At 69.6% G+C, this 23,869-nt stretch carries 26 protein-coding genes; 12 read left to right on the top strand and 14 right to left on the bottom strand.

Annotated features, from left to right (window positions below):
• The first annotated feature begins 8 nt into the window (after window positions 1-8).
• Window positions 9-1,838, top strand: a complete 1,830-nt coding sequence (locus tag EPN98_RS16890) for an ATP-binding protein (RefSeq protein ID WP_293364078.1) — start codon at window positions 9-11, stop codon at window positions 1,836-1,838.
• 152 nt (window positions 1,839-1,990) lie between these two features.
• Window positions 1,991-2,398, top strand: coding sequence for a hypothetical protein (locus EPN98_RS16885; protein ID WP_293364077.1), 408 nt, complete (start codon window positions 1,991-1,993; stop codon window positions 2,396-2,398).
• 69 nt (window positions 2,399-2,467) lie between these two features.
• Here the strand turns inward: EPN98_RS16885 and EPN98_RS16880 are convergent, their stop codons facing one another.
• Entirely contained in the window at window positions 2,468-3,280 is an 813-nt protein-coding gene (locus tag EPN98_RS16880) for a PhzF family phenazine biosynthesis protein (RefSeq protein ID WP_293364076.1), read from the bottom strand.
• A gap of 30 nt (window positions 3,281-3,310) precedes the next feature.
• Here EPN98_RS16880 and EPN98_RS16875 point away from each other — a divergent pair, with 30 nt between their 5' ends.
• Window positions 3,311-3,814: a GNAT family N-acetyltransferase gene (locus tag EPN98_RS16875; RefSeq protein ID WP_293364075.1), complete on the top strand. Its 504-nt coding sequence runs from the start codon at window positions 3,311-3,313 to the stop codon at window positions 3,812-3,814.
• Window positions 3,815-3,834: 20 nt separating this feature from the next.
• Here the strand turns inward: EPN98_RS16875 and EPN98_RS16870 are convergent, their stop codons facing one another.
• A complete protein-coding gene (locus tag EPN98_RS16870) occupies window positions 3,835-4,353 on the bottom strand; it encodes a nucleotidyltransferase family protein (protein ID WP_293364194.1) in 519 nt (172 codons plus the stop codon).
• A gap of 50 nt (window positions 4,354-4,403) precedes the next feature.
• Window positions 4,404-5,204, bottom strand: a complete 801-nt coding sequence (gene thiD, locus EPN98_RS16865) for a bifunctional hydroxymethylpyrimidine kinase/phosphomethylpyrimidine kinase (RefSeq protein WP_293364074.1) — start codon at window positions 5,202-5,204, stop codon at window positions 4,404-4,406.
• A gap of 88 nt (window positions 5,205-5,292) precedes the next feature.
• On the opposite strand from thiD, the gene EPN98_RS16860 reads away from it, so the two are divergent.
• The 4 genes from EPN98_RS16860 (at window position 5,293) to EPN98_RS16845 (ending at window position 6,848) form a co-directional block, all read left to right on the top strand.
• Window positions 5,293-5,730: a MarR family transcriptional regulator gene (locus tag EPN98_RS16860; protein ID WP_293364073.1), complete on the top strand. Its 438-nt coding sequence runs from the start codon at window positions 5,293-5,295 to the stop codon at window positions 5,728-5,730.
• Window positions 5,730-5,960, top strand: a complete 231-nt coding sequence (locus tag EPN98_RS16855; RefSeq protein WP_293364072.1) for a hypothetical protein — start codon at window positions 5,730-5,732, stop codon at window positions 5,958-5,960. Before EPN98_RS16860 ends, EPN98_RS16855 begins: the two co-directional genes overlap by 1 nt.
• 88 nt (window positions 5,961-6,048) lie before the next feature.
• Complete coding sequence (locus EPN98_RS16850; RefSeq protein ID WP_293364071.1) at window positions 6,049-6,333, top strand: metalloregulator ArsR/SmtB family transcription factor; 285 nt, start codon at window positions 6,049-6,051, stop codon at window positions 6,331-6,333.
• The gene (locus EPN98_RS16845) at window positions 6,330-6,848 is read left to right on the top strand and encodes an SRPBCC family protein (RefSeq protein WP_293364070.1); all 519 of its coding nucleotides are present in this window, start codon (window positions 6,330-6,332) and stop codon (window positions 6,846-6,848) included. Before EPN98_RS16850 ends, EPN98_RS16845 begins: the two co-directional genes overlap by 4 nt.
• Here the strand turns inward: EPN98_RS16845 and folP are convergent.
• From folP to rpsU, 3 genes are all read right to left on the bottom strand, one after another.
• A complete protein-coding gene (gene folP, locus EPN98_RS16840) occupies window positions 6,815-7,624 on the bottom strand; it encodes a dihydropteroate synthase (protein WP_293364193.1) in 810 nt (269 codons plus the stop codon). The two genes, EPN98_RS16845 and folP, sit on opposite strands and share 34 nt — an antisense overlap.
• Window positions 7,625-7,832: 208 nt before the next feature.
• Entirely contained in the window at window positions 7,833-9,719 is a 1,887-nt protein-coding gene (gene ftsH / locus EPN98_RS16835; protein WP_293364069.1) for an ATP-dependent zinc metalloprotease FtsH, read from the bottom strand.
• A 194-nt stretch (window positions 9,720-9,913) separates the two neighbouring features.
• Window positions 9,914-10,147: a 30S ribosomal protein S21 gene (gene rpsU / locus EPN98_RS16830; RefSeq protein WP_091735317.1), complete on the bottom strand. Its 234-nt coding sequence runs from the start codon at window positions 10,145-10,147 to the stop codon at window positions 9,914-9,916.
• A gap of 371 nt (window positions 10,148-10,518) precedes the next feature.
• Here rpsU and EPN98_RS16825 point away from each other — a divergent pair, with 371 nt between their 5' ends.
• The gene (locus EPN98_RS16825) at window positions 10,519-11,163 is read left to right on the top strand and encodes a COQ9 family protein (protein ID WP_293364068.1); all 645 of its coding nucleotides are present in this window, start codon (window positions 10,519-10,521) and stop codon (window positions 11,161-11,163) included.
• A gap of 11 nt (window positions 11,164-11,174) precedes the next feature.
• Here the strand turns inward: EPN98_RS16825 and EPN98_RS16820 are convergent, their stop codons facing one another.
• The 6 genes from EPN98_RS16820 to purE form a co-directional block, all read right to left on the bottom strand.
• Window positions 11,175-11,372, bottom strand: a complete 198-nt coding sequence (locus tag EPN98_RS16820) for a helix-turn-helix transcriptional regulator (RefSeq protein WP_293364067.1) — start codon at window positions 11,370-11,372, stop codon at window positions 11,175-11,177.
• Window positions 11,369-11,755 carry a hypothetical protein gene (locus EPN98_RS16815; protein WP_293364066.1) on the bottom strand — a complete coding sequence of 129 codons (387 nt, stop codon included), beginning with the start codon at window positions 11,753-11,755 and terminating at the stop codon, window positions 11,369-11,371. The genes EPN98_RS16820 and EPN98_RS16815 overlap by 4 nt, the downstream gene beginning before the upstream one ends.
• A gap of 61 nt (window positions 11,756-11,816) precedes the next feature.
• A complete protein-coding gene (locus tag EPN98_RS16810) occupies window positions 11,817-12,398 on the bottom strand; it encodes a class I SAM-dependent methyltransferase (RefSeq protein WP_293364065.1) in 582 nt (193 codons plus the stop codon).
• A gap of 60 nt (window positions 12,399-12,458) precedes the next feature.
• Window positions 12,459-15,467, bottom strand: a complete 3,009-nt coding sequence (locus EPN98_RS16805; RefSeq protein WP_293364064.1) for an adenylate/guanylate cyclase domain-containing protein — start codon at window positions 15,465-15,467, stop codon at window positions 12,459-12,461.
• 136 nt (window positions 15,468-15,603) lie between these two features.
• Window positions 15,604-16,683, bottom strand: coding sequence for a 5-(carboxyamino)imidazole ribonucleotide synthase (locus EPN98_RS16800; RefSeq protein WP_293364063.1), 1,080 nt, complete (start codon window positions 16,681-16,683; stop codon window positions 15,604-15,606).
• Window positions 16,684-16,687: 4 nt separating this feature from the next.
• Complete coding sequence (purE, locus tag EPN98_RS16795; protein WP_293364062.1) at window positions 16,688-17,167, bottom strand: 5-(carboxyamino)imidazole ribonucleotide mutase; 480 nt, start codon at window positions 17,165-17,167, stop codon at window positions 16,688-16,690.
• A 132-nt stretch (window positions 17,168-17,299) separates the two neighbouring features.
• Here purE and EPN98_RS16790 point away from each other — a divergent pair, with 132 nt between their 5' ends.
• Window positions 17,300-17,995, top strand: a complete 696-nt coding sequence (locus EPN98_RS16790) for a GGDEF domain-containing protein (protein WP_293364061.1) — start codon at window positions 17,300-17,302, stop codon at window positions 17,993-17,995.
• Between the two features lie 51 nt (window positions 17,996-18,046).
• Here EPN98_RS16790 and zwf read toward each other — a convergent pair whose 3' ends face one another.
• Window positions 18,047-19,504, bottom strand: coding sequence for a glucose-6-phosphate dehydrogenase (gene zwf, locus EPN98_RS16785; RefSeq protein ID WP_293364060.1), 1,458 nt, complete (start codon window positions 19,502-19,504; stop codon window positions 18,047-18,049).
• Between the two features lie 146 nt (window positions 19,505-19,650).
• Between zwf and otsB the strand changes: the two genes are divergently transcribed.
• A complete protein-coding gene (gene otsB / locus EPN98_RS16780) occupies window positions 19,651-20,400 on the top strand; it encodes a trehalose-phosphatase (RefSeq protein WP_293364059.1) in 750 nt (249 codons plus the stop codon).
• A complete protein-coding gene (locus EPN98_RS16775) occupies window positions 20,397-21,809 on the top strand; it encodes a trehalose-6-phosphate synthase (protein WP_293364058.1) in 1,413 nt (470 codons plus the stop codon). The genes otsB and EPN98_RS16775 overlap by 4 nt, the downstream gene beginning before the upstream one ends.
• A 64-nt stretch (window positions 21,810-21,873) precedes the next feature.
• Here EPN98_RS16775 and EPN98_RS16770 read toward each other — a convergent pair whose 3' ends face one another.
• Window positions 21,874-23,175, bottom strand: a complete 1,302-nt coding sequence (locus tag EPN98_RS16770) for a caspase family protein (RefSeq protein ID WP_293364192.1) — start codon at window positions 23,173-23,175, stop codon at window positions 21,874-21,876.
• 195 nt (window positions 23,176-23,370) lie between these two features.
• On the opposite strand from EPN98_RS16770, the gene EPN98_RS16765 reads away from it, so the two are divergent.
• Window positions 23,371-23,862, top strand: a complete 492-nt coding sequence (locus EPN98_RS16765) for an OsmC family protein (protein WP_293364057.1) — start codon at window positions 23,371-23,373, stop codon at window positions 23,860-23,862.
• The last annotated feature ends 7 nt before the right edge of the window (window positions 23,863-23,869 follow it).

The raw sequence follows: 23,869 nt of genomic DNA, 5'->3' as shown, positions 1-23,869 counted from the left end.
TGGCCGGCGTGGGCCTTGTCACGACCGTCGTTGTCCTGGTCGCCGCCTGCCTCACCTTCATGCTCCAGCAGTGGGCCGTCGCCCGCACGCAGTCACACCGGTTCCACGAGGAACTGGCGGTGATCGCCGCCCAGATCGCGGCGCCCTCTGTGACCTCCGGACAGACGAGCAACCTCGCCCGAGATCTCGAGGCCGTGAAGATCAGCAAGGATGTCCGCACCGTCCGGCTGACCGACACGACCGGTCGCGAGCTGGCCGGCTTCCGCCTCACGGACCGGCCAAGCGCCTCGGTCGAGACGATCGACCAGCCGATCGTCCACCAGGGCAAGACCGTCGGTCACGTCGTCATGACGATCGAGCAGCCGTCGCTGGCGCCGATGCTGCCGCAGTTCATCGCGCTCACCTTCGTGCTGCTGTTCGGCGGCGTGGGGGTGGCGCTGTTTCTCGCGCGCAGTCTGGCGCACCGGGTGATCAAGCCGGTCCAGAGCCTGTCGCAGGCCATGCACGAAGTGGCCGCCGGGGGCAGCTTCACGCCGGTCACGGTCGACGCCTCGGACGAGCTGTTCAAGAGCCTGACCGAGAGCTTCAACCACCTGCTGGCCAAGCTCGCCGAGCGCGAGGACGACCTGATCCTGGCCATGCGCGACCTGGAAGTGGCGCGCGACGAGGCCAACGCCGCCAACGTCCTGAAGACCCAGTTCCTGGCCAACATGAGCCACGAGATCCGCACCCCGCTGAACGGCGTGCTGGCGATGGCCGAGGTGATGGCCCTGGGTCAGCTGGATCAGGTGCAGCGCGACCGCCTGGACGTCATCCGCCGCTCGGGCGGCCTGCTGCTGGCCGTGCTGAACGACGTGCTCGATCTGTCGAAGATCGAGGCCGGCAAGCTCACGCTCTTCGAAGAGGACTTCGACGTCGAACTCGCCGTCACTCAGGCGCGCGAGAACTTCGAAGTCATGGCCCGCGCCAAGGGTCTGGCCTTCGACGTCCAGGTCACCGATCCGGCCAAGGGCTGGTGGCGCGGCGACGCCGACCGCCTGCGCCAGATCGTCGGCAACCTCCTGTCCAACGCGGTCAAGTTCACGCCGCAGGGCGAGGTCAGCGCGGTGGTCGATGTCGGGGCCGCGGGCGGCCTCAAGATCGTGGTCCGCGACTCGGGCGTCGGCATCTCGCCCGAAAAGCTGCCCACGCTGTTCGAGAAGTTCACCCAGGCCGACAACTCGGCCACCCGCCGCTTCGGCGGGACGGGCCTGGGCCTGGCGATCTGCCGCGAGCTGACTCAGATGATGGGCGGCTCCATCAATGTGGAGAGCCTGGAAGGCGCCGGCTCCACCTTCATCGTCGAGCTGCCCCTGGAACGCGGCCGGCCGGCCTCGCTGCAGGCCGCCGAGACCGCCCAGGCCTCGGACGACGGCGACCTGCGCATCCTGGCCGCCGAAGACAATCCCACCAACCAGCAGGTGCTGGCCGCGGTCCTCGGATCGCTGGGCATCGAGGTCGACATCGTGCCCGACGGCAAGGAAGCGGTGGAAGCCTGGCGCACCGGCGCCTACGATCTCATCCTCATGGACATCCAGATGCCGGTCATGGACGGCATCACCGCCGCCTCGACAATCCGCGAGCAGGAACGGACCGCCGGCCGTCGCCGCACCCCGATCGTGGCGTTGACCGCCAACGCCCTGACCCACCAGGTCGAAGAGTACCTGGCCGTCGGGATGGACGCTCACGTGGCCAAGCCCATCGAGATCGCCAAGCTGTACGATGCGATCTCAGCGGTTCTCAACGCCGCCGCCACCGATGGGGTCGCGCCGGTCGCGCAGGCGTCTTCGGCGGCTTAGGCCGTCCCACGCCCTGACAATCGCGTCACGTAGATGAACCTCGCCGAACCGTGAGCCTCAGAACCGTTTCAGCCTGAAAGTGTTCTCCTGCCCCCACTGAAGGCCGAACCCAGCTCCTTGGGAAAGGCCGACACGGTTCTGGAGGACCAGATATGAAGACTCTGATGGCCACCCTGGCCGCCGTCGCCGCCGTGACGGCCGCCGCCCCTGTCGCCGCCCAGCCCTACGGCGACTATGATCGTGGCGACCGCTACGAGCATCGCGGCGAGGGACGCTACGACCAGCGCGACCGCTGGGAACGCGGCGGCCAGGTGAACTTCGACCAGCGTCGTCACCGCATCGACCGCCGCATCGAGCGCAATCTGCAGATGGGCGCCCTGACCCGTCGCGAAGCGATCCGCCTCAGCGAGCAGCTGAACGACATCGAGCGGCTGCAGAACCGCTACGAGCGCAACGGTCTCACGCGCTGGGAAGTCGTTGACCTCGACCGTCGTCTCGACCGCCTGGAACAGTGGGTCTACGCCCAGTCGCGCGACAACGACTACGCCTATCGGCGCTAACGGGTCCCGGCCGGCTCTCGGCTGAGACAAGGACGCCCCCGGAGCCTGGCTTCGGGGGCGTTTGCGTCTTCAGAGGCGCAGGCGGCTTTCCACCACCGTGACCGCACGGCCGCGGATCAGCACCCGGTCGCCCTGCATTTCGCATTCCAGGTCGCCGCCCCGGCCCGGATAGGCCTGATGGAACATCACCTTCGGCCGACCCAGCTTGTCGGCATAGAGCGGCGCCAGGATGCAGTGCAGCGATCCCGTGGCCGGATCCTCGGGGATTCCCGACCCGGGCGCGAAGAAGCGGTCGACCACGTCGTGGCCCGCCCCCGCTGCCGCGATCGCGGCCACGCCCACATTGCCCCGGCCGCCCGTCGCCGTGCTGGAGACGGCGTTCAGCGCGACTAGGTCGGGCTTGAGGCTGCGGATGACCGCGGGATCGTTGTAGATCGCGACGAGGTAGGCTGAGGCCCACACCTCGTCCGGCGCGACGCCCAGAGCCTCGGCCAGACCCGCCGGCGCATCGATCCGAACCGGCGGCTGGGATGGAAAGTCCATCTCGTAGCCTTCGCGGGAGCGTTGGACGACAAGCGGGCCCGACTTCGTCTCGAAGACGACCTCGCCCTCGGAAAGCCCCAGCTCGGCGAACAGCACGTGCGCGCTCGCCAGGGTCGCGTGCCCGCACAGGGGCACCTCCAGCATCGGCGTGAACCAGCGCAGCCCGAACCGCGCCGGGTCGGCTGTCCGGAGCAGGAACGCCGTTTCCGCCTGGTTGTTCTCGGCGGCCAGCGCCTGCATCCAGGCGTCCTGCGGCCAGGCGGCGAGGGGCTCGACCACACAGGCCGGGTTGCCCCGGAAAGGCTGGGCGGCGAAGGCGTCGATGGTCCACTGGCGCATTGGATCGGTCCCGGTTCAGTGAAGTGGTCCTTGCGGCCGCCGACGCCGGGCGGCAAGGGCCAGTTCCCGCGACACGGACCCACGACCATGCCCCACCAGACCACCGAAGCCGGCTTCACCCTCAGCGACGACCCGGCCCGCTTCGACCTCGCTCGCGCCCACGGCTGGATTGGCGGCCAGAGCTATTGGGCCCAGGGCATCCCCTTCGACACCTTCGCCAGGGCCTGCGCGGGCAGCCTGACGGTCGGCGCCTTCGCCCCGGACGGCGCGATGGCGGCCATGGCCCGGGTCGTGACCGACCGCGCGACCTTCGGCTGGCTTTGCGACGTCTTCGTCGACCCGGCTCATCGCGGCCGGGGCCTCGGCAAGATGCTGGTGGCCTACGTCAAGGCGCACCCCGACCTGCAGGGCTTCCGCCGCCTCCACCTGGCCACGCGCGACGCCCACGACCTCTACCGCCAGTTCGGATTCACCGCGCTCACCAGGGTCGAGACCTGGATGGAATACCGCGACCCGGACGTCTACCGGCGCTGAACCCCGACCCGCGCAGCCGGCTACGGCGCGATCACCTCGATCTCGGGCCAACGCGCCTTCGCGGCCGCGGCGATCTTCTCGTAATTCGGGCTTCGTCGCGTCGGATTCGGCCGCAGCGTCATGGCGAACAGGTCGCCCAGCCCGAACGGCGCGTGGACGGTCATGCGATCGGCCGCGTCAAGCTTCACACCGACCGCGAACAGCGGGCTCACGAACCGGCCCAGCGCCTCGGCGCTGGAGGTCAGCGGTTCGTAGGGCTCGTTGAAATGGTCCTGGAACCAGACGTGCACGCGGGCCTGGTTCCGCACCTCGACCAGATCCCGCAGCGGCGGCTCGAAGGCGGCGGCCACCCGTTTGATCACCACGTCCTCGGCGTCGTACGAGATGTCGGAGCCATCGAAATAGCCCACGTCATAGTCCTTGACGCCGTAGTCCAGCGGCCGGCCCGTCAGGTCGTTCAGCACCCGCTGGTAAATGGCGCCCGAGAAGACCAGCCAGTCGGGCGGATCCAGCCTGACCAGCGTGCGCAGCACGTGCATCAGCGGTTCGGATCGCCGCAGAACGGCCTCGAGCCGCGCCTCGGGCGCGCTCACGTGCGGCCTCGCAACGGCCAGCCGTGATCCAGCGGCCCATGCCCGGCTCCGAAGCCCGGCGCGCGCAGCATCGCCTCGTGCACATAGTCCCAGGCCCGCGCCACCGCCGCCGTCAGCGGCAGCCCCTGCGCCAGCCCGACCGCGCAGGCCGAGGCCAGGGTGCAGCCGGTGCCGTGGGTGTGGCGGCTGTCGATCCGCTCGCCCTCGAACACGGTCTCGCCGTCGGGCGTCATCAGGATGTCGACCACGCGGTCGCCGGGCACGTGGCCGCCCTTCATCAGCACCGCCTTGGCCCCCGCCGTCAGCAGCGCCTCGCCGGCCCGGCGCAGATCGTCGCTCGTCGCCACCGACAGCCCGGTCAGCGCCTCGGCCTCGGGCGCGTTGGGCGTGAGCAGGGCGGCGCGGCGCACCAGCCGATCGCGCACCGCCGCCACAGCCGCCTCGGCCAGCAGGGAGGCGCCGCCCTTGGCCACCATCACCGGGTCGATCACCGCCGGCGCGACCGTCTCGTCCAGGATCTCGGCCACCAGTTCGACCGTCGCCACATCGCCCAGCATGCCGGTCTTGATGGCGTCGGCGCCGATGTCCGACAGCACCGCGTGCGCCTGGGCGGCGATGACGTTGCGCGGGATCGTATGGACGCCGGTGACGCCCAGCGTGTTCTGCACCGTGACCGCCGTGATCGCCGTGGCCGCATAGCCGCCCAGCGCCGTCACGGTCTTGATGTCGGCCTGAACGCCCGCGCCGCCCCCGCTGTCGGAACCGGCGATGATCAGGACTCGACCCAGGGCTGTCATGCCCCTGACCTACCGCCTCCGTCCGCCGATTGCATCGGGATTTACGAAGGATCGCTTCGCCGCCAACGTCCGGCCCATGGACCCCCGCATGGACCCAGCCGCTTTCGCCACCGCCCTCGCCCAGGCGCATCAGGATATCTACCTGCACGCCGTGCGCCGGGTGCGCGACAAGCGCGAGCAGCTGACCCGCGAGACGGCGGCCTTCCTGCTGCACCTGGCCGAGGCCGGGCCGATGACGCTCACCGAACTCAGCCGTCACCTGGACCGCGCGCCCTCGACCCTCAGCGAGATGGTCGATCACCTTGAGGCCAAGGACCTGGTCCGGCGCGAGACCGACCCCGCCGATGGCCGCCGCGCCCTGATCTGGCTCACGGCCAACGGCCGCGAGGTCCAGGCGCGCGAGATGTACGCGCTGGACCGCGAGCATCTGGCGCGCGTCGCCACCCGCCTGTCCCCCGCGCGGCAGGCGCTCCTCATCGACCTGCTCGGCGACCTGGTCGCCGCCCTCAAGACGGAGAGACCCTGATGCACGACTGCGAGAGCTGCGGCATGCCGATCGAGAACGGCCGCTACTGCCAGTACTGTGTGGACGAGACCGGCAAGCTCCAGGACTTCGACACACGCTTTTCCCGCATGGTCGACTGGCAACTCCGCGAGAACGGCGGCGACCGCGCCGCCGCCGAACGCGACACGCTGGCCTACATGGCGACATTGCCGGCCTGGCGCGACCACCCGCGGGTGAAGGGGACAGCTTAGCGCCCATCGAGCGCTGCGCGTCATATATATTCTGCTTTAGTTATATTTCCTTTTGTATATATGTTTGGTCATGAGCCCCTTCGAAGCCTTGGCCGAGCCCAATCGCCGGCGCATCCTCGACGTCCTACGGGATGGCGAGCGGCCGGCGGGGGACTTGGTTGAGGCGTTGGCGCTCAGCCAGCCCGGTGTGTCCAAGCACCTGAAACTTCTGCGCGAGGCCGGCCTCGTCAGCGTTCGCGCCGATGGCCAACGGCGGCTCTATAGCCTGAAGCCGGACGGCCTTGCCGACCTCGAGGCCTGGCTCAAGCCCTACCGTCAATTCTGGGTCGGCCGGCTGGCGGCGCTCGACGAACATCTGGAGCGTGAACAATGACCTTGCTCGACAAGGACCTCGGCGAGGTCACCCGTGTGGGCGACACCGTCACCATCGTCTTCCGTCGTCGCTATGCGAAACCGGTGGAACGGGTGTGGGCCGCCATCACCGTACCCGAGCGGCTGGCCGATTGGTTTTGCGAGGTGGAGATAGAAGCTCTGCGCCCCGGCGCGGCGATCACGCTCTTCTTCCGCGAGGCGGACGTCAGGGCCACCGGTCGGATCACCATCTACGAGCCGATGCGCACCATGGAATGGACATGGCCCCAGCCCGAGGGCGGCGAGAGTGTCATCCGCTTCGATGTGGAGGCTGACGGCGCAGGAGCAAGGCTCACGCTCACGGAGTCGGGCCTCCCCCTGAAGGACGGGGCCGGAAACGCGGCCGGCTGGCATGCTCATCTGGACGGCCTCGAGGGCGCGATGGACGGCGTGCGTACGTCCTGGGCGGCGATCCTTGAGTCCGAGGGACGCGTGAACCAGATCTACAAGGACCGCGCGCCGGCATCGCTCGCCTGAGCGATCGCCGCCTGCACGTTCAACGCCTGGATCGTCTCGGCCACGTCATGGACCCGCACCGCGGCGACGCCCGCCGACGCTCCCGCCAGCGCCGCCGCGATCGAGCCGCCCAGGCGATGATCGGCGTCCGCGCCGCCCGACAGCGCCCCGATGAACGCCTTGCGGCTGGCCCCCAGCAGCACTGGAAAGCCCAGCGCCACGATCCGGTCCAGCCCGGCCATCAGCGGCAGGTTGTGGCGCAGCATGTGCTTGCCGAAGCCGATGCCCGGATCCAGCCAGATTCGCTCGCGCGCGACGCCCGCCGCCATCGCCGCCTCGGCCCGCTCGGCCAGGAACGCCGTCACCTCGGCCACCACGTCGTCATAGTGGGGCTCGGCCTGCATGGTGCGAGGCTGTCCTTGCATGTGCATCAGCACCACCTCGCAGCCCAGCTCGGCCGCGATCTGCAGACTGTCGGCCGCGTGACGCAGCGCCGTGACGTCGTTCCAGATCGAGGCCCCCGCCGCCACGGCCGCGCCGGCCACGGCGGGCTTCATCGTGTCCACCGAGATCGGGACTTCGCTCTCGGCGCGGATCGCCGTGATCAGCGGAACCAGCCGCTGGATCTCGACGTCGGCCTCCACCGGCTCGGCCCCGGGCCGGGTCGACTCGGCGCCCACGTCCAGGATCTCGGCCCCCTCGGCGATCAGCCGCCGCGCATGGGCCAGGGCCGCCTCGGGATCCAAAAACCGGCCGCCGTCGGAAAAGCTGTCGGGGGTCGCGTTCACGATCCCCATCACGCGCGGACGTCTCGATGCTGTGGAACTCATGAGGCCTCGGCCAAGTCATAGTGGTGACCGTGGCTGTTGGGAACGTCGGGAGGGATCATGGCGGACGGCCAAGGCCGCGGCTTCGCCTTCCATTGTCCTTGGCGTTCCCGGGCCCAAAGAGAAAGGGCGGTCGCTTCGTCAGCGACCGCCCTTCGTTTCGTTCCGGCTTCAGCCGTTACGCCGGCTCGGCGCTGGGCTTGGGCGAGATGGGGACCGCCACCGCGGGGCCTGTCGGACGCTTGGACTCCGACTCGTCGCGGTTGGGGGCCACGCCCTTCAGCGCGCCGATGATCTCGTCGCCGCTCAGGGTCTCGTACTCGAGCAGCGCCTTGGCCAGGGTGTGCAGGTCGTCGATCTTCTCGGTCAGGATGCGGCGGGCTTCCTTCTCGCCGCCTTCCACCAGCTTGCGGACTTCCTCGTCGATGATTTTCGAGGTCTCTTCCGAGACGTTCTGGTTGCGCGCCACCGAGTGGCCCAGGAACACCTCTTCCTGGTTCTCGCCGTATTCCACGGCGCCCAGGCGATCCGAGAAGCCCCACTTCGTCACCATGGCGCGGGCCAGCTTCGTGGCCTGGCTGATGTCGGACGAGGCGCCCGAGGTGATGTGCTCCTTGCCGAAGATCAGCTCCTCGGCCACGCGGCCGCCGAACAGGATCGCCAGCCGCGACGTCATCTGCTGGTAGCTCATCGAGTACTTGTCGCGTTCCGGCAGCTGCATGACCATGCCCAGCGCGCGGCCGCGCGGGATGATCGTCGCCTTGTGCACCGGGTCGGTGTTGGGGACGTTCAGCGTCACCAGGGCGTGGCCGCCCTCGTGATAGGCCGTCAGCTTCTTTTCCTCTTCGGTCATGACCATCGACCGGCGCTCGGCGCCCATCATGACCTTGTCCTTGGCGTCCTCGAAGTCGCGCATGGTGACCATGCGGCGGTTCTTCCGAGCGGCCATCAGGGCGGCTTCGTTGACCAGGTTGGCCAGGTCGGCGCCCGAGAAACCCGGGGTGCCGCGGGCGATGACCTTCACGTCCACGTCCGCGGCCAGCGGCACGTTCTTCATGTGCACGCGCAGGATCCGCTCGCGGCCGTTGATGTCGGGGTTCGGCACCACGACCTGGCGGTCGAAGCGGCCCGGACGCAGCAGCGCGGGGTCCAGCACGTCGGGACGGTTGGTCGCGGCGATCAGGATGATGCCCTCGTTCGCCTCGAAGCCGTCCATCTCGACCAGCAGCTGGTTCAGCGTCTGCTCGCGCTCGTCGTTGCCGCCCCCGAGGCCGGCCCCACGATGGCGGCCGACGGCGTCGATTTCGTCGATGAAGATGATGCAGGGCGCGTTCTTCTTCGCCTGTTCGAACATGTCGCGCACGCGGCTGGCGCCGACGCCCACGAACATCTCGACGAAGTCCGAGCCCGAGATCGTGAAGAACGGCACGCCCGCCTCGCCCGCGACAGCGCGCGCGATCAGGGTCTTACCGGTGCCGGGCGGGCCGATGAGCAGGGCGCCCTTCGGGATCTTGCCGCCCAGGCGCTGGAACTTCTGCGGGTCCTTCAGGAAGTCGACGATTTCCGTCAGCTCTTCCTTGGCCTCGTCCACGCCGGCGACGTCGTCGAACGTCACGCGGTTCTTGTTCTCGGTCAGCAGGCGCGCCTTCGACTTGCCGAAGCCCATGGCGCCGCGGGCGCCGCCCTGCATCTGGCGCATGAAGAAGATCCACACGCCGATCAGCAGCAGGATCGGCAGCGCGTTGAGCAGCAGGCCGGTCAGCAGGCCGCCGCCGGCGGGCTTCACCGAGATCGACGCACCCTGCGCCTCGAGGCGCTTGACCAGGTCTTCCTGGTTGTTGGGCGTGGTGGTGTGGAAGTCGCGGTTCGACTGGTCGGTGACCGTGACGCGCGGGCCCTCGATGATCGCGGCCTTCACCTCGCCGGCGTTCACCTTCGCGATCATCTGCGAATAGGGGATTTCCTGGTTGGCCGCGGCGCCGCCACGGGCGCCCGTCATCATGGAATAGAGTCCGATCAGGACGACGACGATGACGCCCCAGATGACCAGATTGCGGAGATTCATGTGCAGACCGTTCCCATGAAGGCGGCGCGAAAGGACCGAAGATAGGACGCCAACCGCTTACGGACCACTTTACGCGGGCCGGGCGCGACGAAAGATAGCGCCTGGACTGTATACGCAAAAAGGGCCGCACCGGTGGCGCGACCCTTCAAATAAGCATCATCCGTGCCAGCTTTTAGGCCCGGACAGCCGCCTTTTTAGCGCGCGGGCTTCTTCGGCGCCGCGATCAGGCCTTCACGCTGGGCGCGTTTGCGGGCCAGCTTGCGGGCGCGACGGACGGCTTCAGCCTTCTGGCGAGCGCGCTTTTCCGACGGCTTTTCATAGTGGACGTGCCGCTTCATTTCGCGGAACGAGCCTTCGCGCTGCATCTTCTTCTTCAGCGCCTTAAGGGCTTGGTCGACGTTGTTGTCGCGGACGAAAATCTGAACCAGAGGAGCCTCTCCTGCCTACGCTAGCCGCCCGCCTCGACAGCACAAAAGGCGGCGAGCGTGCAAAAATGGATCGCCCGAAGGTGTGACCCTTCGGGTTTGAGCGCGGGCAATTAGCAGAAGAGGGTTGGCCTGTCCACGCTACGATCTTCCTTTCCCACGCAGTGGGAGAGGGGGACCGCTCGCCGCAGAGCGAGCGGTGGAGAGGGCAGGCCTCCTCCACGACATCTTGGGCCGACCCGCTGAGCCGCGCAGGTTGAGGATCTATCCCGCCTGCCGGCCGCGCGCCCTCTCCACCACGCGCTCTACGGCCTTCGGCCTCGGCCCGCGGTCCCCCTCTCCCACTTCGTGAGAAAGGCAGGTTAGAATGCCCCATGACCACCGCCGCACAGCAATGGGCCGAAGAGACCGAGCAGGCGCTGCTCGACCACATGCTCCGGCTGGCGCCCGCCCAGGGCTGGACCCGCCGCACGCTGGCCCAGGCCGGCGAGGCCTTGGGCATGTCCGAGGGCGAGACCGGCCTGCTGGTCCCGCATGGCCCCGCCGACCTGGCCGCCCTGCTGTCGCGCCGGCATGACGCGCGCGCGCTCGCCGCCCTCGGCGACCCCCACAACATGAAGATCCGCGAGCGCATCCGCCGCGCGGTCGAGGCGCGCCTGGACGCCGCGATCCAGGACGAGGCGGCGGTGCGCCGCTGGATGGGCTTCATGGCGCTACCGATGCAGGCGCCGCTGGCCTCGCGTCTGGCCTGGGAGACCGCCGACGCGCTCTGGCGCTGGGCCGGCGACGAGGCGACCGACGAGAACCACTACACCAAGCGCGTCATCCTCTCGGGCATCGTCAGCGGCGCGCTGGCGATCTGGCTGGCCTCGGGCCGCGGCGCAGCGCTGGCCTTCGTCGACCGCCGGATCGACAACGTCATGGCCTTCGAGAAGTGGAAGGCCACGACCAAGGTGCGACCCGGCGAATGGGTCTCGGCCCTGGCGCACACCCTGGGCCGGGCCCGCTACGGCGACTGATCCACCCGCCACTACGCGTGCGGGTTCTCGAAGATCGTCTCCACGGGCTCGCCGAACAGCGCCGCGATCCGATAGGCCAGGTCCAGCGACGGGTCGTGCTTGTCGCTCTCCAGCGCGATGATCGCCTGACGCGAGACGCCCAGCCGCTTGCCCAGGTCCTCCTGCGTCCAGCCGCGGGCGCTGCGGAGTTCCTTCAGCCGGTTCTTCACCGGGTGGTCCGCACGAACGGCGTGACGAGGCCGTAGCAGAGCCAGAACAGCGGATAGACCATGTAGCCGCCCACATGCGGGGCGCGGGCGTACTCCTCGACGAAACCCCACGCCGTGAAGATCGCCATGGCGCCACCCGAGGCCAGGATGAAACGCTTGGCAGTTAGGGCGCGCACGAACTCGTCGGCGTCGTGCATCAGCGCCAGGGTGGCCCAGAGCTGGCCGATCACGGGCGCGGCGACCGCCAAGCCCAGCAGATACGATCCCGGAGCCGCCCGGTCATCGAAGGCCCCTCGGATGGCGGCCATGTTTATCGCGACATAGGGAACCATGAAGGCGAGCGTGCGGGTGACATAGCGCCGATGGGCGAGATCCATAGCCATAAGAAAGCTCCTCGAATGTCAGGTAAACCTGACACGAGATGCATGTCAAGTCAACCTTACATCAGAGACGCCGACACATCATCGCGAGCCAGCGCTCGCTGCCGTGGTCGTCGCGGACGTCGCCGGTCACGTCCATGGCCAGCAGCTCCAGACCCCCCACCGCCGCCAGCAGCGCCTGGGCGCCGGCCTCGTCCAGGTCGGTGAAGGCGCGGCCGCCTGTCTCGCGGTCTCGCGTCCCGTACTTGAACGACATCCACAGCACCCCGCCCGGCGCCAGGGCGTCGCGCAGGCGGCCCACCGCGCCCGCCAGGTCGGCGCGCGGGACGTGCAACAACGACGCGCAGGCCCAGATCCCATCGAACGCGGCGGTCCAGGCCAGCTGGTCAAAGGTCATCACCTGGACCGGAAGGCCCGTGTGGGCCCGGGCCAGTTCGGCCAGCGCCGGCGAGGCCTCGGTGGCCGTCACCTGGAACCCCTGCCCGGCCAGCGCCAGCGCATCGCGCCCGGACCCGCAGCCGACGTCCAGCACGCGCCCGCCCGGCGGCAGGCGCGCAGCGAATGCCGCCCGTGGGGCGCTCATGTCGGCATGCACCGTGCGGTCGAAGAAGGACTGGGCGTTGGTTTCGTAGAACGCGATGCTCATCGCGCGCAGTCTAGAGCATCCGGACCCGCTCAGGGGGCCCATCTCGCGGCCGGGCCGTGGTCAGGCCGCGTCGGCGGCGCTCCAGACCCCGTCCCAGGACTCGGCGGGCGGATTGGCGCGCAGCGCGTGGGCGCGCTCCATCATCAGCATGGCGGACTTGTCGCCCGGATCGAGGGCGACGGCCTCGGCGAAGGCGGCCGCGGCGGCGTCCCACTGCCGGGCCGCCAGGTAGGCCCGGCCGCGACGATAGGCCTCCAGCCCCGGACAGGCCGCGGCGTCCGCCAGCACCTGGAAGATCGTGACCGGCTGCTCGCGGCCCCGCACCCGGATGGTGTCGAGCTCGCGCAGGATGTGGATGTCCTTGACGTGCCCGGCGGTGGCCTCGTCGATGATGATGTCGACCCCGTAGGTCTTGGTGGCGCTCTGCAGGCGGGCGGCCAGGTTCACGCTGTCGCCGATCACCGTGTAGTCCATGCGCTTGGGGCTGCCGATGGTGCCGGCGATCACCTCGCCCGAGGTGATCCCGATCCCCAGGCGCAGGTTCGGCAGGCCCCGTTCCGGCCGACCGACGTTCAGCACCCCGATCATGCGGATCATCTGCACGGCCGAATCCACGGCGTGCAGCGGGTCCTGGCCGGTCGGCAGCGGGGCGCCATAGACGGCCATCAGGCCGTCGCCCATGAACTTGTCGAGCACGCCCTCGTGGCCGGCCACGGCCTCGAACAGCTCGGTGAAGATCTCGTTCAGCATCTCCACGACCTCGCGGGCCGCGAGGCGCTCGGCCAGGCTGGTGAAGCTGCGGATGTCGGCGAATAGCACGCTGGCGGGCACCGCGGCGCCGAACAGCAGCTCGTCGCCGCGGCCCATCACCTGGTCCACCACCTTCTGCGTCATGAACCGGCGCATCGCGCCCTGCATCCGCTTGCTGTCGGTGATGTCGTCGATGAGGACCAGCACCCCGGCGGCCGCGTCGTCGGCCATCAGGGGCACGATGTTCATGTTGGCCGAGACCTTGTCGCCCTGGGCGGTGGTGATCTCGGCCTCGAGCAGCAGCTTGGGCTGGCCGCTGGCCGCCACGGCCTCGAACTCGGGGATGAACCACGGGTTGCTGACGGCCAGCGCGGTGCGCGCGTCGGCCCCCTCCAGCATCTCGCGCGTGACCCCCAGGATGCGGCAGGCGGTGTCGTTCAGCTTGGCGACCTTGGCCTCGGGATCCAGGGTGACCACGCCGGCCGACATCGAGCGCAGGATGCTCTCGTTGTAGTTCCGCTCCGACGCCACCTCGGCGAAGAGCTTGGCGTTGTCGATGGCGATGGCGGCCTGGGCGCTGAGGGCGTTCATCCGGGCGATGTCGCTGTCGGTGAAGCCCTTGCCGGTCTTGGCGTTCAGCGCCTGCATGACCCCCAGCTTGCGGCCGTCGCGGGCCTTCACCGGGATCGTCAGCACGCTGGTGGTGCGGTAGCCCGTGGCCACGTCGACCTGCCGGTTGAAGCGCGGGTCGGCGTAGGCGTCGGCGATGTTGATGGCCTCGCCGGCGGTGAAGCAGGCGCCGGCCAGCCCGCCATCCGAGGGGAAGCGGATCTGCTGACCGCCCACGCCCTCGGCGGCGATCGACCAGAGCTCGTCGGTCTTGGCGTCGTAGAGGAACAGCGTGGCCCGATCGGCCCCGATGAACCGGCTGACCGCCTCCACGATCCGCGTCAGCAGCGCCTCCAGCCGGATCTCGGCGGTGATGGAGCTGTTCACGTCCAGCAGCTGCGCCAGGTCGTCCGAGCGCTGCTCGGCCACGCCCATGGAGATCGACCACCGCTCGGCCAGCACCACCAGGTGCGAGAACAGCATCACCAGGATGCCCAGGGGCAGCAGGTCCAGCCCGTTCAGCACGCCGACGATCACGGCGTTGGTCACCAGGTCGGAGTAGATGGCGGTGGCGACAACGACGACGGCGCCCAGCAAGAAAACCGGCGCGCCGTCCCGCCGGCGGACCGCGGCAAACCCGACGACGGCGATCATGTAGAGGAAGCTGGCGATGCGCACCCACAGCGCCATGCCCGAGACGCGCGACATGGCGAAGGTGTCGCCCATCATCGCAAAGCCGGCGTAGGCCGCCACGAACAGGCCATGCAGCCCGATAACCACCCAGAAGAGCGGACCCAGGCTTTCCTTCGGGAACAGGGCGCGGGTGTAGGCCAGGACCAGGGCCACGGCGACGCCGCCGGTGATGTACTGCAGCGTCAGCATCTGCAGGAAGCTGAGCTGCGGCAGGGCGACCATGATCAGGTTGTCGTGGCTGAACGCGCCGATCATCGGCGCCAGCAGCACAGAGCCCAGCGCGAGGTACAGCGACGCGCGGTCGTTGCGCCGGAACAGGAAGACGACGCCGCCGTAGCAGGCCAGCAGCAGCAGCGCGCTCAGCAGAAGGAGGCTACGGATCCAGTCGAGGGTGATCCAGTTCTGCATGGGCTCGGCCAGCCCGATCAGCGGCGGCGCCTCGAGGCCATTGTCGCGGTGCAGGAAGGTCGACTGGTCGATGCGCAGGTCGATCGGCCGCCCGTCGGCGATCAGGAAGACCTCCTGGGACCGGACGAGGTAGCTCGTCGTGGCTTTGTCCAGCCCCGCCCGGCCGCGCCGGGACACCACCTCGCCATCGACCGCGATCTCGGTCGCCGCGAACACCGCCGGAAAATGCAGGATGTATCGGCCGGCCGGCAGGTCGCGGATCTGCAGGTGATAGCTGACGGCTCCCACCGGCGGCAGTTGCGGCGCCGTGTTCGACCAGCGCCCGGGGACCTCGACGGTGACCTTCTGGTTCGGCGGGGGGCCGCCCGCGCCGCCGCGCCAGGTCAGCGACCAGCCGCCTTCCATCTCGACGGGACGGTCCAGCGGGCCCCAGCCCGCATAGCTCAGCACCCCGTCCTTGGCGACCGGGCCGTTGCGGTCGATGACGTCCACGAAGAAGGGCGAGATGAAGAGGCAGAGCAGGCTCAGGACCATGACCGCGAACATGAGCCGGCGGCCAGGCGTGCTGGTCCCATGCCGCCGCGCGGTCTCGCTTCCGGTGTCGCTCACCGCCTCAAGGACCCCCACCCGATCAGGCTGCGACTCTAAGTCGAGCCTTCGGCCTTTGGATACCCCGTTCGCCGGGTCCGGGTGCGCGTTGTCGGCGGATGAGGCGCGCGGGGTTCGCGGTCTAGGGTCCGCGCTCCTAGAGCATCCGGACCTTGTTCACGTGGCCCATCTTGCGGCCGGGCTTGGCCTGGCGCTTGCCGTAGAGGTGGATGCGGGTGTCGGGCTCGTGGGCCAGCTTCGCCCAGGTGTCCACCTCGTCGCCCAGCAGGTTCAGCATCTCGACCCGCGAGTGCGGGATCGTCGGGCCCAGGGGCCAGCCGGCCACGGCGCGGATATGCTGCTCGAACTGGTCCACCGAACAGCCGTCCTGGGTCCAGTGGCCGGTGTTGTGCACGCGCGGCGCGATCTCGTTGACCAGCAGGCGGCCGTCCTTCAGCTCGAACAGCTCGATGCCCACCACGCCCACATAGTTCAGGCCCTTCAGCACGCGCGCGGCGATCTTCTCGGCCTCCAGCGCGATCGCCTTCGAGACATTGGCCGGCGCCAGGCTGCGGCGCAGGATGCCGCCCTCGTGGTGGTTCTCGGCCAGCGGATAGATCGCCGTCGCCCCGTCGCGGCCGCGCGCGGCGATGATCGACAGCTCGCGCACGAAGTCGGCCGGCGCCTCCAGGATCACCGGCACGCCCCCCAGCGCCTCGAAAGTGGCCGCCGCGTCGCCCACATGCTCGACCCAGCGCTGGCCCTTGCCGTCATAGCCCTCGCGCCGCGTCTTCATCAGCAGCGGGCAGCCCATGACCGCCGCCACCGAGGCCGCCTCCTCGCCGCTGTCGGCCGCGGCGAAGGCCACCGTCGGCGCGCCGCTGGCGTTCAGGAACTGCTTTTCGGCCACCCGGTCCTGCGCCACCGCCAGCGCCTCGGCGCCGGGCGCCACCTCGACCCCCAGCTGCTGCAGGGTCAGCACCGCCCGGGCCGGGACGTTCTCGAATTCGAAGGTCACCACCTTGGCCACCGCCGCCAGCTCGGCCAGCGCCTTGGGATCGTCGTAGGCGCCCACGATCGTGTGGTTCGAGACCTGGCCGGCCGGCGAGTCCGCGTCGCGCTCGAGAACGGCCACGTCGAAGCCCAGACGGGCCGCGGCCAGGGCCAGCATGCGGCCCAGTTGACCGCCCCCCAGGATGCCGAGGGTGGAGCCGGGCGGGAGCGGCAGATCGACCATGATGCTACTCGACGGCCTCGGAAACGCTGGCGGTCTGTTCGGCGGCGAACGCCGCGACGCGCTCGGCCACCTGCGGATCGGACAGCGCCAGGATCCGCGCCGCCATCAGGCCCGCGTTCTTGGCGCCCGCCTCGCCGATGGCCAGCGTGCCCACCGGAATGCCGCCCGGCATCTGGACGATCGACAGCAGGCTATCCATCCCCTTCAACGCCTTGGACTCGATCGGCACGCCCAGCACCGGCAGGTCGGTGAGCGAGGCGGTCATGCCCGGCAGGTGCGCGGCCCCGCCGGCGCCGGCGATGATCACCTTGAAGCCGGCCGCCTTGGCGCCCTTGGCGAACGTGTACATCCGCTCGGGCGTACGGTGCGCCGAAACCACCTTGGCCTCGTAGGGCACGCCCAGGCGCTCCAGCATCTCGGCCGCGTGGCGCAACACGGGCCAGTCCGACCGGCTGCCCATGATGATGGCGACAGGCGCGCTCATTGTATGCTGAGTCCTTAGGGGGGCCCCGGAAGGGCGCGGAGTATAGGCGCCGCCTTTGCCCGCACAATGCCATGCGGTTAGATTCCCTTAACCGCCGTGACGTCGAATGGCGTTAACCATTCCGGATACCCGATGAAGATCACCGGCGCCCGCAACGAACCGATCCGACCCGAGCGGCGTCGCGTCCTCGCGCCGGGCGGGGTCGCGCCGTCAGGCCCGGCCGGCGCCGTCGATCAGGTGACCTTCCTGGGGATTCCGCGCGCGGAGATGACCCCCGCCGTCCAGGCCGCCATCGAGGCCCTGATCGGCGAGCTCGACCAGCTCAAGCGCGAAGTTTCCCAGCTGCGCGCCCGCCTCTCGGAAGCCGAGGGCCTGGCCGACCGCGACACGCTGACCCCGCTGCTCAACCGCCGCGCCTTCGTCCGCGAGCTCAGCCGCGCCCGCACCTTCGCCGGTCGCTACGGCTTCCCCGCCAGCCTGGTCTATTTCGACCTCGACGGCTTCAAGGCGCTGAACGACGGCCAGGGCCACGCCGCCGGCGACGCCGCGCTCATGGCGGTGGCCGACCGCCTGGTGGCCAACGTCCGCGAGAGCGACCTGGTGGGCCGCATGGGCGGCGACGAATTCGCCGTGGTGCTGGTCCAGGCCGATCAGGCGACCGCCGAGGCCAAGGCCGCCACCCTGGCCCAGGCCATCGAGTCGGTCGGCCAGGGGCTGAAAGTCAGCTACGGCGTCCGCGAACTCGACCCCGACACCGACCCCGAAGCCATCATCGCCGACGCCGACGCCAGGATGTTCGCCGCCAAGCGCGTCCGCAAGGCGGGGTAAAGGGCCTGCCTTTCCCACGAAGTGGGAGAGCGGGTGCGGGAGAGGGCAAGCCTAGTCCGACCAGGCCTTGCCGAACCGCTCGATCAGCGCGAACGCCCCCGACGGCCCCCAGCTGCCGGCCGCGTACGGCCTGGGATGCAGGCCCGCTTCCGACCAGGCGTCGGCCACGCCGTCCACCCAGCGCCAGGCCTCCTCCACCTCGTCGCGCCGGACAAACAGCGTCGCGTCGCCGTGGATCGCATCCAGCAGCAGCCGCTCGTAGGCGATCCGCCGCCGCGCGCCCGGCCCCTCGTAGGTCTTGAGCAGCGACAGCGACAGCGGCAGCGACTGCAGCCGCATGCCGCCCTGGGTCAGACCGGGCGCCTTGTTCATCAAGGTCAGCGAGATATCCTCGTCCGGCTGCAGGTCGATCACCAGCCGGTTGGGCGACATGTCCATCAGCGACGCCTGGCCGAAGATCGAGTGCGGCACCGGCTTGAACTGGATCACCACCGTCGTGCGCTTCTCGGGCATCCGCTTGCCTGTGCGCAGGAAGAACGGCACGCCCGCCCAGCGCCAGTTGTCGATGTCGGCCCGCAGCGCCACGAAGGTCTCGGTGCCGCTCTTCTTGCCCCGCTCGGTCTCGTAGCCCTCGGCGGTCTTCCCGCTGACGACGCCGGGCGTGTACTGCCCGCGCACCGACTTGTCGGCCGCATCCATGCGGGTGAAGCGGCGCAGACTGCGCAGCACCTTCACCTTCTCGTTGCGCACCGAGTCCGGCTCCATGTCGGCGGGCGGCTCCATCGCCACCAGGCACAACAGCTGCAGCATGTGGTTCTGCAGCATGTCGCGCAGCGCGCCGTACTCGTCGTAGTACGGCCAGCGCGCGCCCACGCCCTCGGTCTCGGCCACCGTGATTTGCACGTGGTCGATGGTCAGGTTGTTCCAGAGCGGCTCGAAGAAGGTGTTGGCGAAGCGCAGGGCGATCAGGTTCTGGACCGTCTCCTTGCCCAGGTAATGGTCGATCCGGAAGATCTGCTCCTCGGCGAACACCTCGCCCAGGGTGGCGTTGACGTGGTGCGAGGTCGCCAGGTCGCGGCCGATCGGCTTTTCCAGAACGATCCGGGCGTCAGGCGTCGTCACGCCGGCCGCCGCCAGCGAGCCGCAGATCTTCTCGAACAGGCTGGGCGACACGGCCAGGAAGCACAGCGGGGCCTTGCAGCCGTCCAGCGCGGGCTTCAGCGTCTCGGCCCCTTCGCGTGTGGTGGCGTCGGCGCCCACGTAGGTGATCCGGCCGGCGAAGCGCGCCCAGACCGCATCGTCCAGCCCCTCGGGACGTGCGCTCAGCGCCTGACGCGTCTGCTCGACGAAGGCTTCGGTCGAGAGTTCGGCGCGGGCCGTGAACACCAGCCGGAAGCCCTCCGGCAGGAACCCGTCGGCGTCGAGGAAGTACAGCGACGGCAGCAGCATGCGCCGCGCCAGGTCGCCCGTGGCGCCGAACAGCACGATGGCGTCAGCGGTGGCCGGCATGTCGTCTCCCTTTCCCGACGGAGGCCGGAGAAGGGCCCCAGTCCGCGCGCGGGTCAAGGGGCGAGCACGGCCTTTTCACGATGACGCGCGCGAGGGGATCGAAACCGCGCAGCCGGCGTTAGGTCCGTGTTCCGGGCGGGAGTGTCATGTCGCTGGATTCGCTTGTGGTCGCGCTGCCTCCGCCGAAGCCCCTCAGGCTGTCGGAAGCCGCTCTGTTCCTGGATATCGACGGCACGCTGGCGCCGTTCGCCCCGCGGCCCCAGGACGTACGCCCCGACCCGCGCCGCACCCGCCTGCTGGAACGCCTGCGCGAAGACCTGGAGGGCCGCGTGGCGGTGGTCACCGGTCGGACGCTGGAGGACGTCGACCGCATCCTGGAGGGCCGCATCACCTGCGTGGCCGCCGTTCACGGCCTGGTCCGCCGCGACGCCGAAGGCGCGCTGCATCAGCCCGAGCCGCACCCGGGGCTGGAGGCCGCCCTCGACACGCTGCGCCGCTTCGCGGTTCGCGACCTCGGCATGCTCGTCGAGGAGAAGGGCGCCAGCGTCGCGCTCCACTTCCGCCAGGCGCCGACCTACGCCGCCGAGGCCCGGGTCATGGCCCTCCGCGTCGCCCGTGAGACCGGCCTCTTCCTGCAGCATGGGGACATGGTCGAGGAACTGCGCACGCCCGGCGCGTCCAAGGGCGACTCCATCCGCGAGTTCATGCAGACCGCGCCCTTCCAGGGCCGCACCCCGGCCTTCGTGGGCGATGACATCACCGACGAGAACGGCTTCGCGGCGGTGGAGCAGTTGGGCGGGTTCGGCGTGCTGGTGGGTCGCCCGCGGGCCACCCACGCCCGCTTCGGGCTGCGCAACGTCGAGGACGTGATCGCGTGGCTGGAGGCGGCGCGATGAGCCCCGAAGGCCGCCTCATCGTCGTGTCGAACCGCGTGAACCTGCCGTCAGGCGACGGCGAGGAGAGCGTGGGCGGCCTGGCGATGGCGCTGGCCGCCGCGCTGAAGGCCTATTCCGGCCTGTGGTTCGGCTGGAGCGGCCGAACGACCGAGACATTCACGGGCGAGCTGCACGCCGAGACCGTCGGCGGGGTCACCGCGGCGACCGTCGATCTCGAAGAGGTCGATCTCGACGAATACTACAACGGCTACGCCAACAAGACGCTGTGGCCGCTGTTCCACTACCGGATCGACCTGGCCGCCTTCGATCGCGCGTTCGACAAGGGCTACACCCGGGTCAACCGTCGGTTCGCCGCGACCCTGGCCCCCCTGATCCGCCCTGACGACGTGATCTGGGTGCACGACTACCACCTGATCCCTCTGGCCAAGGAGCTGCGCGCGTTGGGGGTGAAGAACCGCGTCGGGTTCTTCCTGCATATCCCCTGGCCGGCCCACCAGGTGATGATCAACCTGCCCCGCCACCGCCAACTGGTCGAGGCGATGTTCGACTACGACCTGGTCGGCTTCCAGACGGCCGAGCACCAGCAGGCGTTCGAGGAATACGTCCTGAACGAGGCCGACGGCGAGGTCGTGCGACCCGGCTGTCTCAAGGGCTTCGGCCGCGGGCTCGAGACCGGCGCCTTCCCGATCGGCATCGACGCCGAGGACTTCGCGCGCATGACCCATTCGAGCCGGGCGCGGCGCATGCGCAACCTGATGATCGCCGCCACCGTGTTCCGGCACCTGATCGTGGGCGTCGACCGGCTGGACTATTCGAAGGGCCTGGAAGAGCGTTTCCTGGGGTTCGAGCATTTCCTCGCCCAGAACCCGGACCTGCGCCGCGAGGTGCTGATGCTGCAGATCGCCCCGGTCAGCCGTGAGGCCGTCGAGGCGTATCAGGAGATCCGCGGCCGCCTCGACGCTCTGTCGGGCCGGATCAACGGCGAGTTCTCCGACGTCGACTGGGCGCCGTTCCGCTATGTGAACAAGAACTACCGCCGCGACGAGCTGGCCGGCATCTACGGCGCCGCCCGCGTGGGCCTGGTGACCCCCCTGCGCGACGGGATGAACCTCGTGGCGAAGGAGTTCGTGGCCGCCCAGAATCCGGAGGACCCCGGGGTTCTGGTCCTCTCCCGCTTCGCCGGCGCAGCGCGGCAGATGGGCGACGCCCTTCTGGTCAATCCCAACAGCCCCGAGGAAGTCGCCGACGCGCTGAAGCGGGCCATCCACATGGAGAAGCCCGAACGCATCCGCCGTTGGGAGGCCCTCTACGATGGCGTCCAGCGTGAGGACGTCACCGCCTGGCGCGACGCCTTCGTCGCCGCCCTCACCGCCGAGCCTGAAACCGCCAGACCGGCAATGGCAGGGTAACCCCCTTCGCGGGGCAAGCTGACCTGCTCGGCAGGCTCGTCAGGGGTCGAGCCGGCGGCGCCGTCTATCCCCCGCACCCGCCCGCCAGGCGCCGCGCGTGGTCCATGCGCTGGTCCACGCCTGGTGAACGTTGCGGATAGCGTTTCGGCACTTCGTCCAGGGTGCGGCAGGCGTCGGCGTTGCGCTTGTCCTCAGCCAACAACAACGCCAGCGCCGCCCCGGCGTCCGGCGCCCAGGCCTGCTTGGGCCAGGTCCGCAGCGCCAGGAAGTATTCGCGGATCGCTGTGGCGCGCTCACCGCTGTCCATGGCCGCGCGAGCGGCCATGTAGTGATCGAAGGGCTTGGCGTTCGGGGGCAGCGTGCTGGCCGCCGCCAGCCTTGCGCCCGCCATCTTGGCCGCCATGGGACCCTGACCCTGTGGCCGCAGCGCCGCCACCTGCGCCGGCGGGCCCCTGAGCGTCGCGATGGCTGCCTTAGCCATCGCCGCGTAGGCGCCGTTCGGGTACTGCGCCAGATAGGCCTCATAGGCGGCCGCGGTGTTGAGCCACTCGGCGCTCTTCCAATTGGTCAACTCGGGGTTCTCGGCGGGCAGGCTTGGCGTGGCGGCCGGCGCCGTTACTGGCGTCGCCCCGGCCGCGCCGCCCACCAGGAAGATCGGATTGCCGGTCATGCTGGCGCTGACGAACGGCCGCTGCTGCTGGCCCGTGGCGCCCATCACATCGTCGCGGATCACCCCGCCCAACAACTGCACTGGCAGGCCGGGCTTGGGCAGCGTCCGCGCCACCGCCTCCGCGAACGGCGAGTTCACGCCCGACCCATCCGCCGCCCGCTCGCCCGGCGCCGCGGCGAAGACGATCAGCACGTCGTCGGCCTCGACCCGCGCCAGCCCGCGCGTCACGCTACGCGTCCCTGCCTTCCAGTTGCGTCCGAACGGATTGTCACGGCAGGCGTCCAGCAACAGGATGCGGACCCGAGCCCCGGCCACCGCCTCCAGCGCCAGATTGGTGTCGATGGCCTCATACGGCAGCGCCCGCTCGTCCGACAGCGTGGCGTCCACGGGGATCAGCCAGTTCACGCCTTTCGCCTCGATCCCGTGGCCGGCGTAGTAGATCAGCGCCACCTCGGCGCCGTCCGCCTGGGCCTGGAACTCGCGCAGCGCCTTTTGGAAGGTTTGGGTCGACAGGTCGGTTCGCGTGGTCACCGTCGTGAACCCGGCCTGCTTCAGCGCCGCGCCCACCAGGCTGGCGTCGTTGTGAGTGTTGGCCAGCGCGCCGGCCGTCGCATAGGCGCCGTTCCCGATCACCAGCGCCACGCGCTTGGGCCCTTGGGCCATCGCGGGCCCGGCCAGCACCAGCAGGGCGACCATAGCCACGATCCACCGCCAGAGCCTCGCCGCCCGCCTCATCGTCCCCACGACCTGTCAAATCACACCCCAGGATAGCGAGCCACGCTCCCGCTGGTGTCAAGAACGCGCGCCTCGGCAAGCGCTTTGCAGCTCATGCGGTGCGGGGCCTTTGGTGTATCTCGTAGCCTTTATGTTGCCAGAACGACGGACGCGCCGATGCCCAAGTCCCCTCAAGACGACCCAGACGCCGTCACCATCGCCGAGACCGGCGTCGGCCATTTCCAGGTCGAGGTGACCGCACCCGGCGCGACGTTCCTCGCTGACGAGCCCGAGCGGGCCGGCGGCCTGGGCTCGGGCCCCAACCCCTACGACCTTCTGGCCGCCGCGCTGGGCGCCTGCACCACCATGACCATGCGCCTCTACGCCGAGCGCAAGGGCTGGCCGCTGGAACGCGCCACGGTCCGCGTGGTCCACGCCCGCGACGGCCTCAAGGGCCGCGACCGCTTCGCCCGCGAGATCGTCCTCAAGGGCCCGCTCACCGACACGCAGACCCGGCGGTTGATCGAGATCGCAGAGAAGTGCCCCGTCCACCGGACCCTTGAGACCGGCTCCGACATCATCACCGTGCTCGCGGCCCAGCCGACGTCGGACCTCGCGTTGGCCGGCGAAGCGCATCTGCGCGACATGCTGGAGGCCTGCGCGGAGTAACTTCCCC

The sequence above is a fragment of the Phenylobacterium sp. genome (assembly GCF_004299445.1).
Lineage (GTDB): Bacteria > Pseudomonadota > Alphaproteobacteria > Caulobacterales > Caulobacteraceae > Phenylobacterium.
This window is presented reverse-complemented; position numbering and strand designations above follow the sequence as displayed.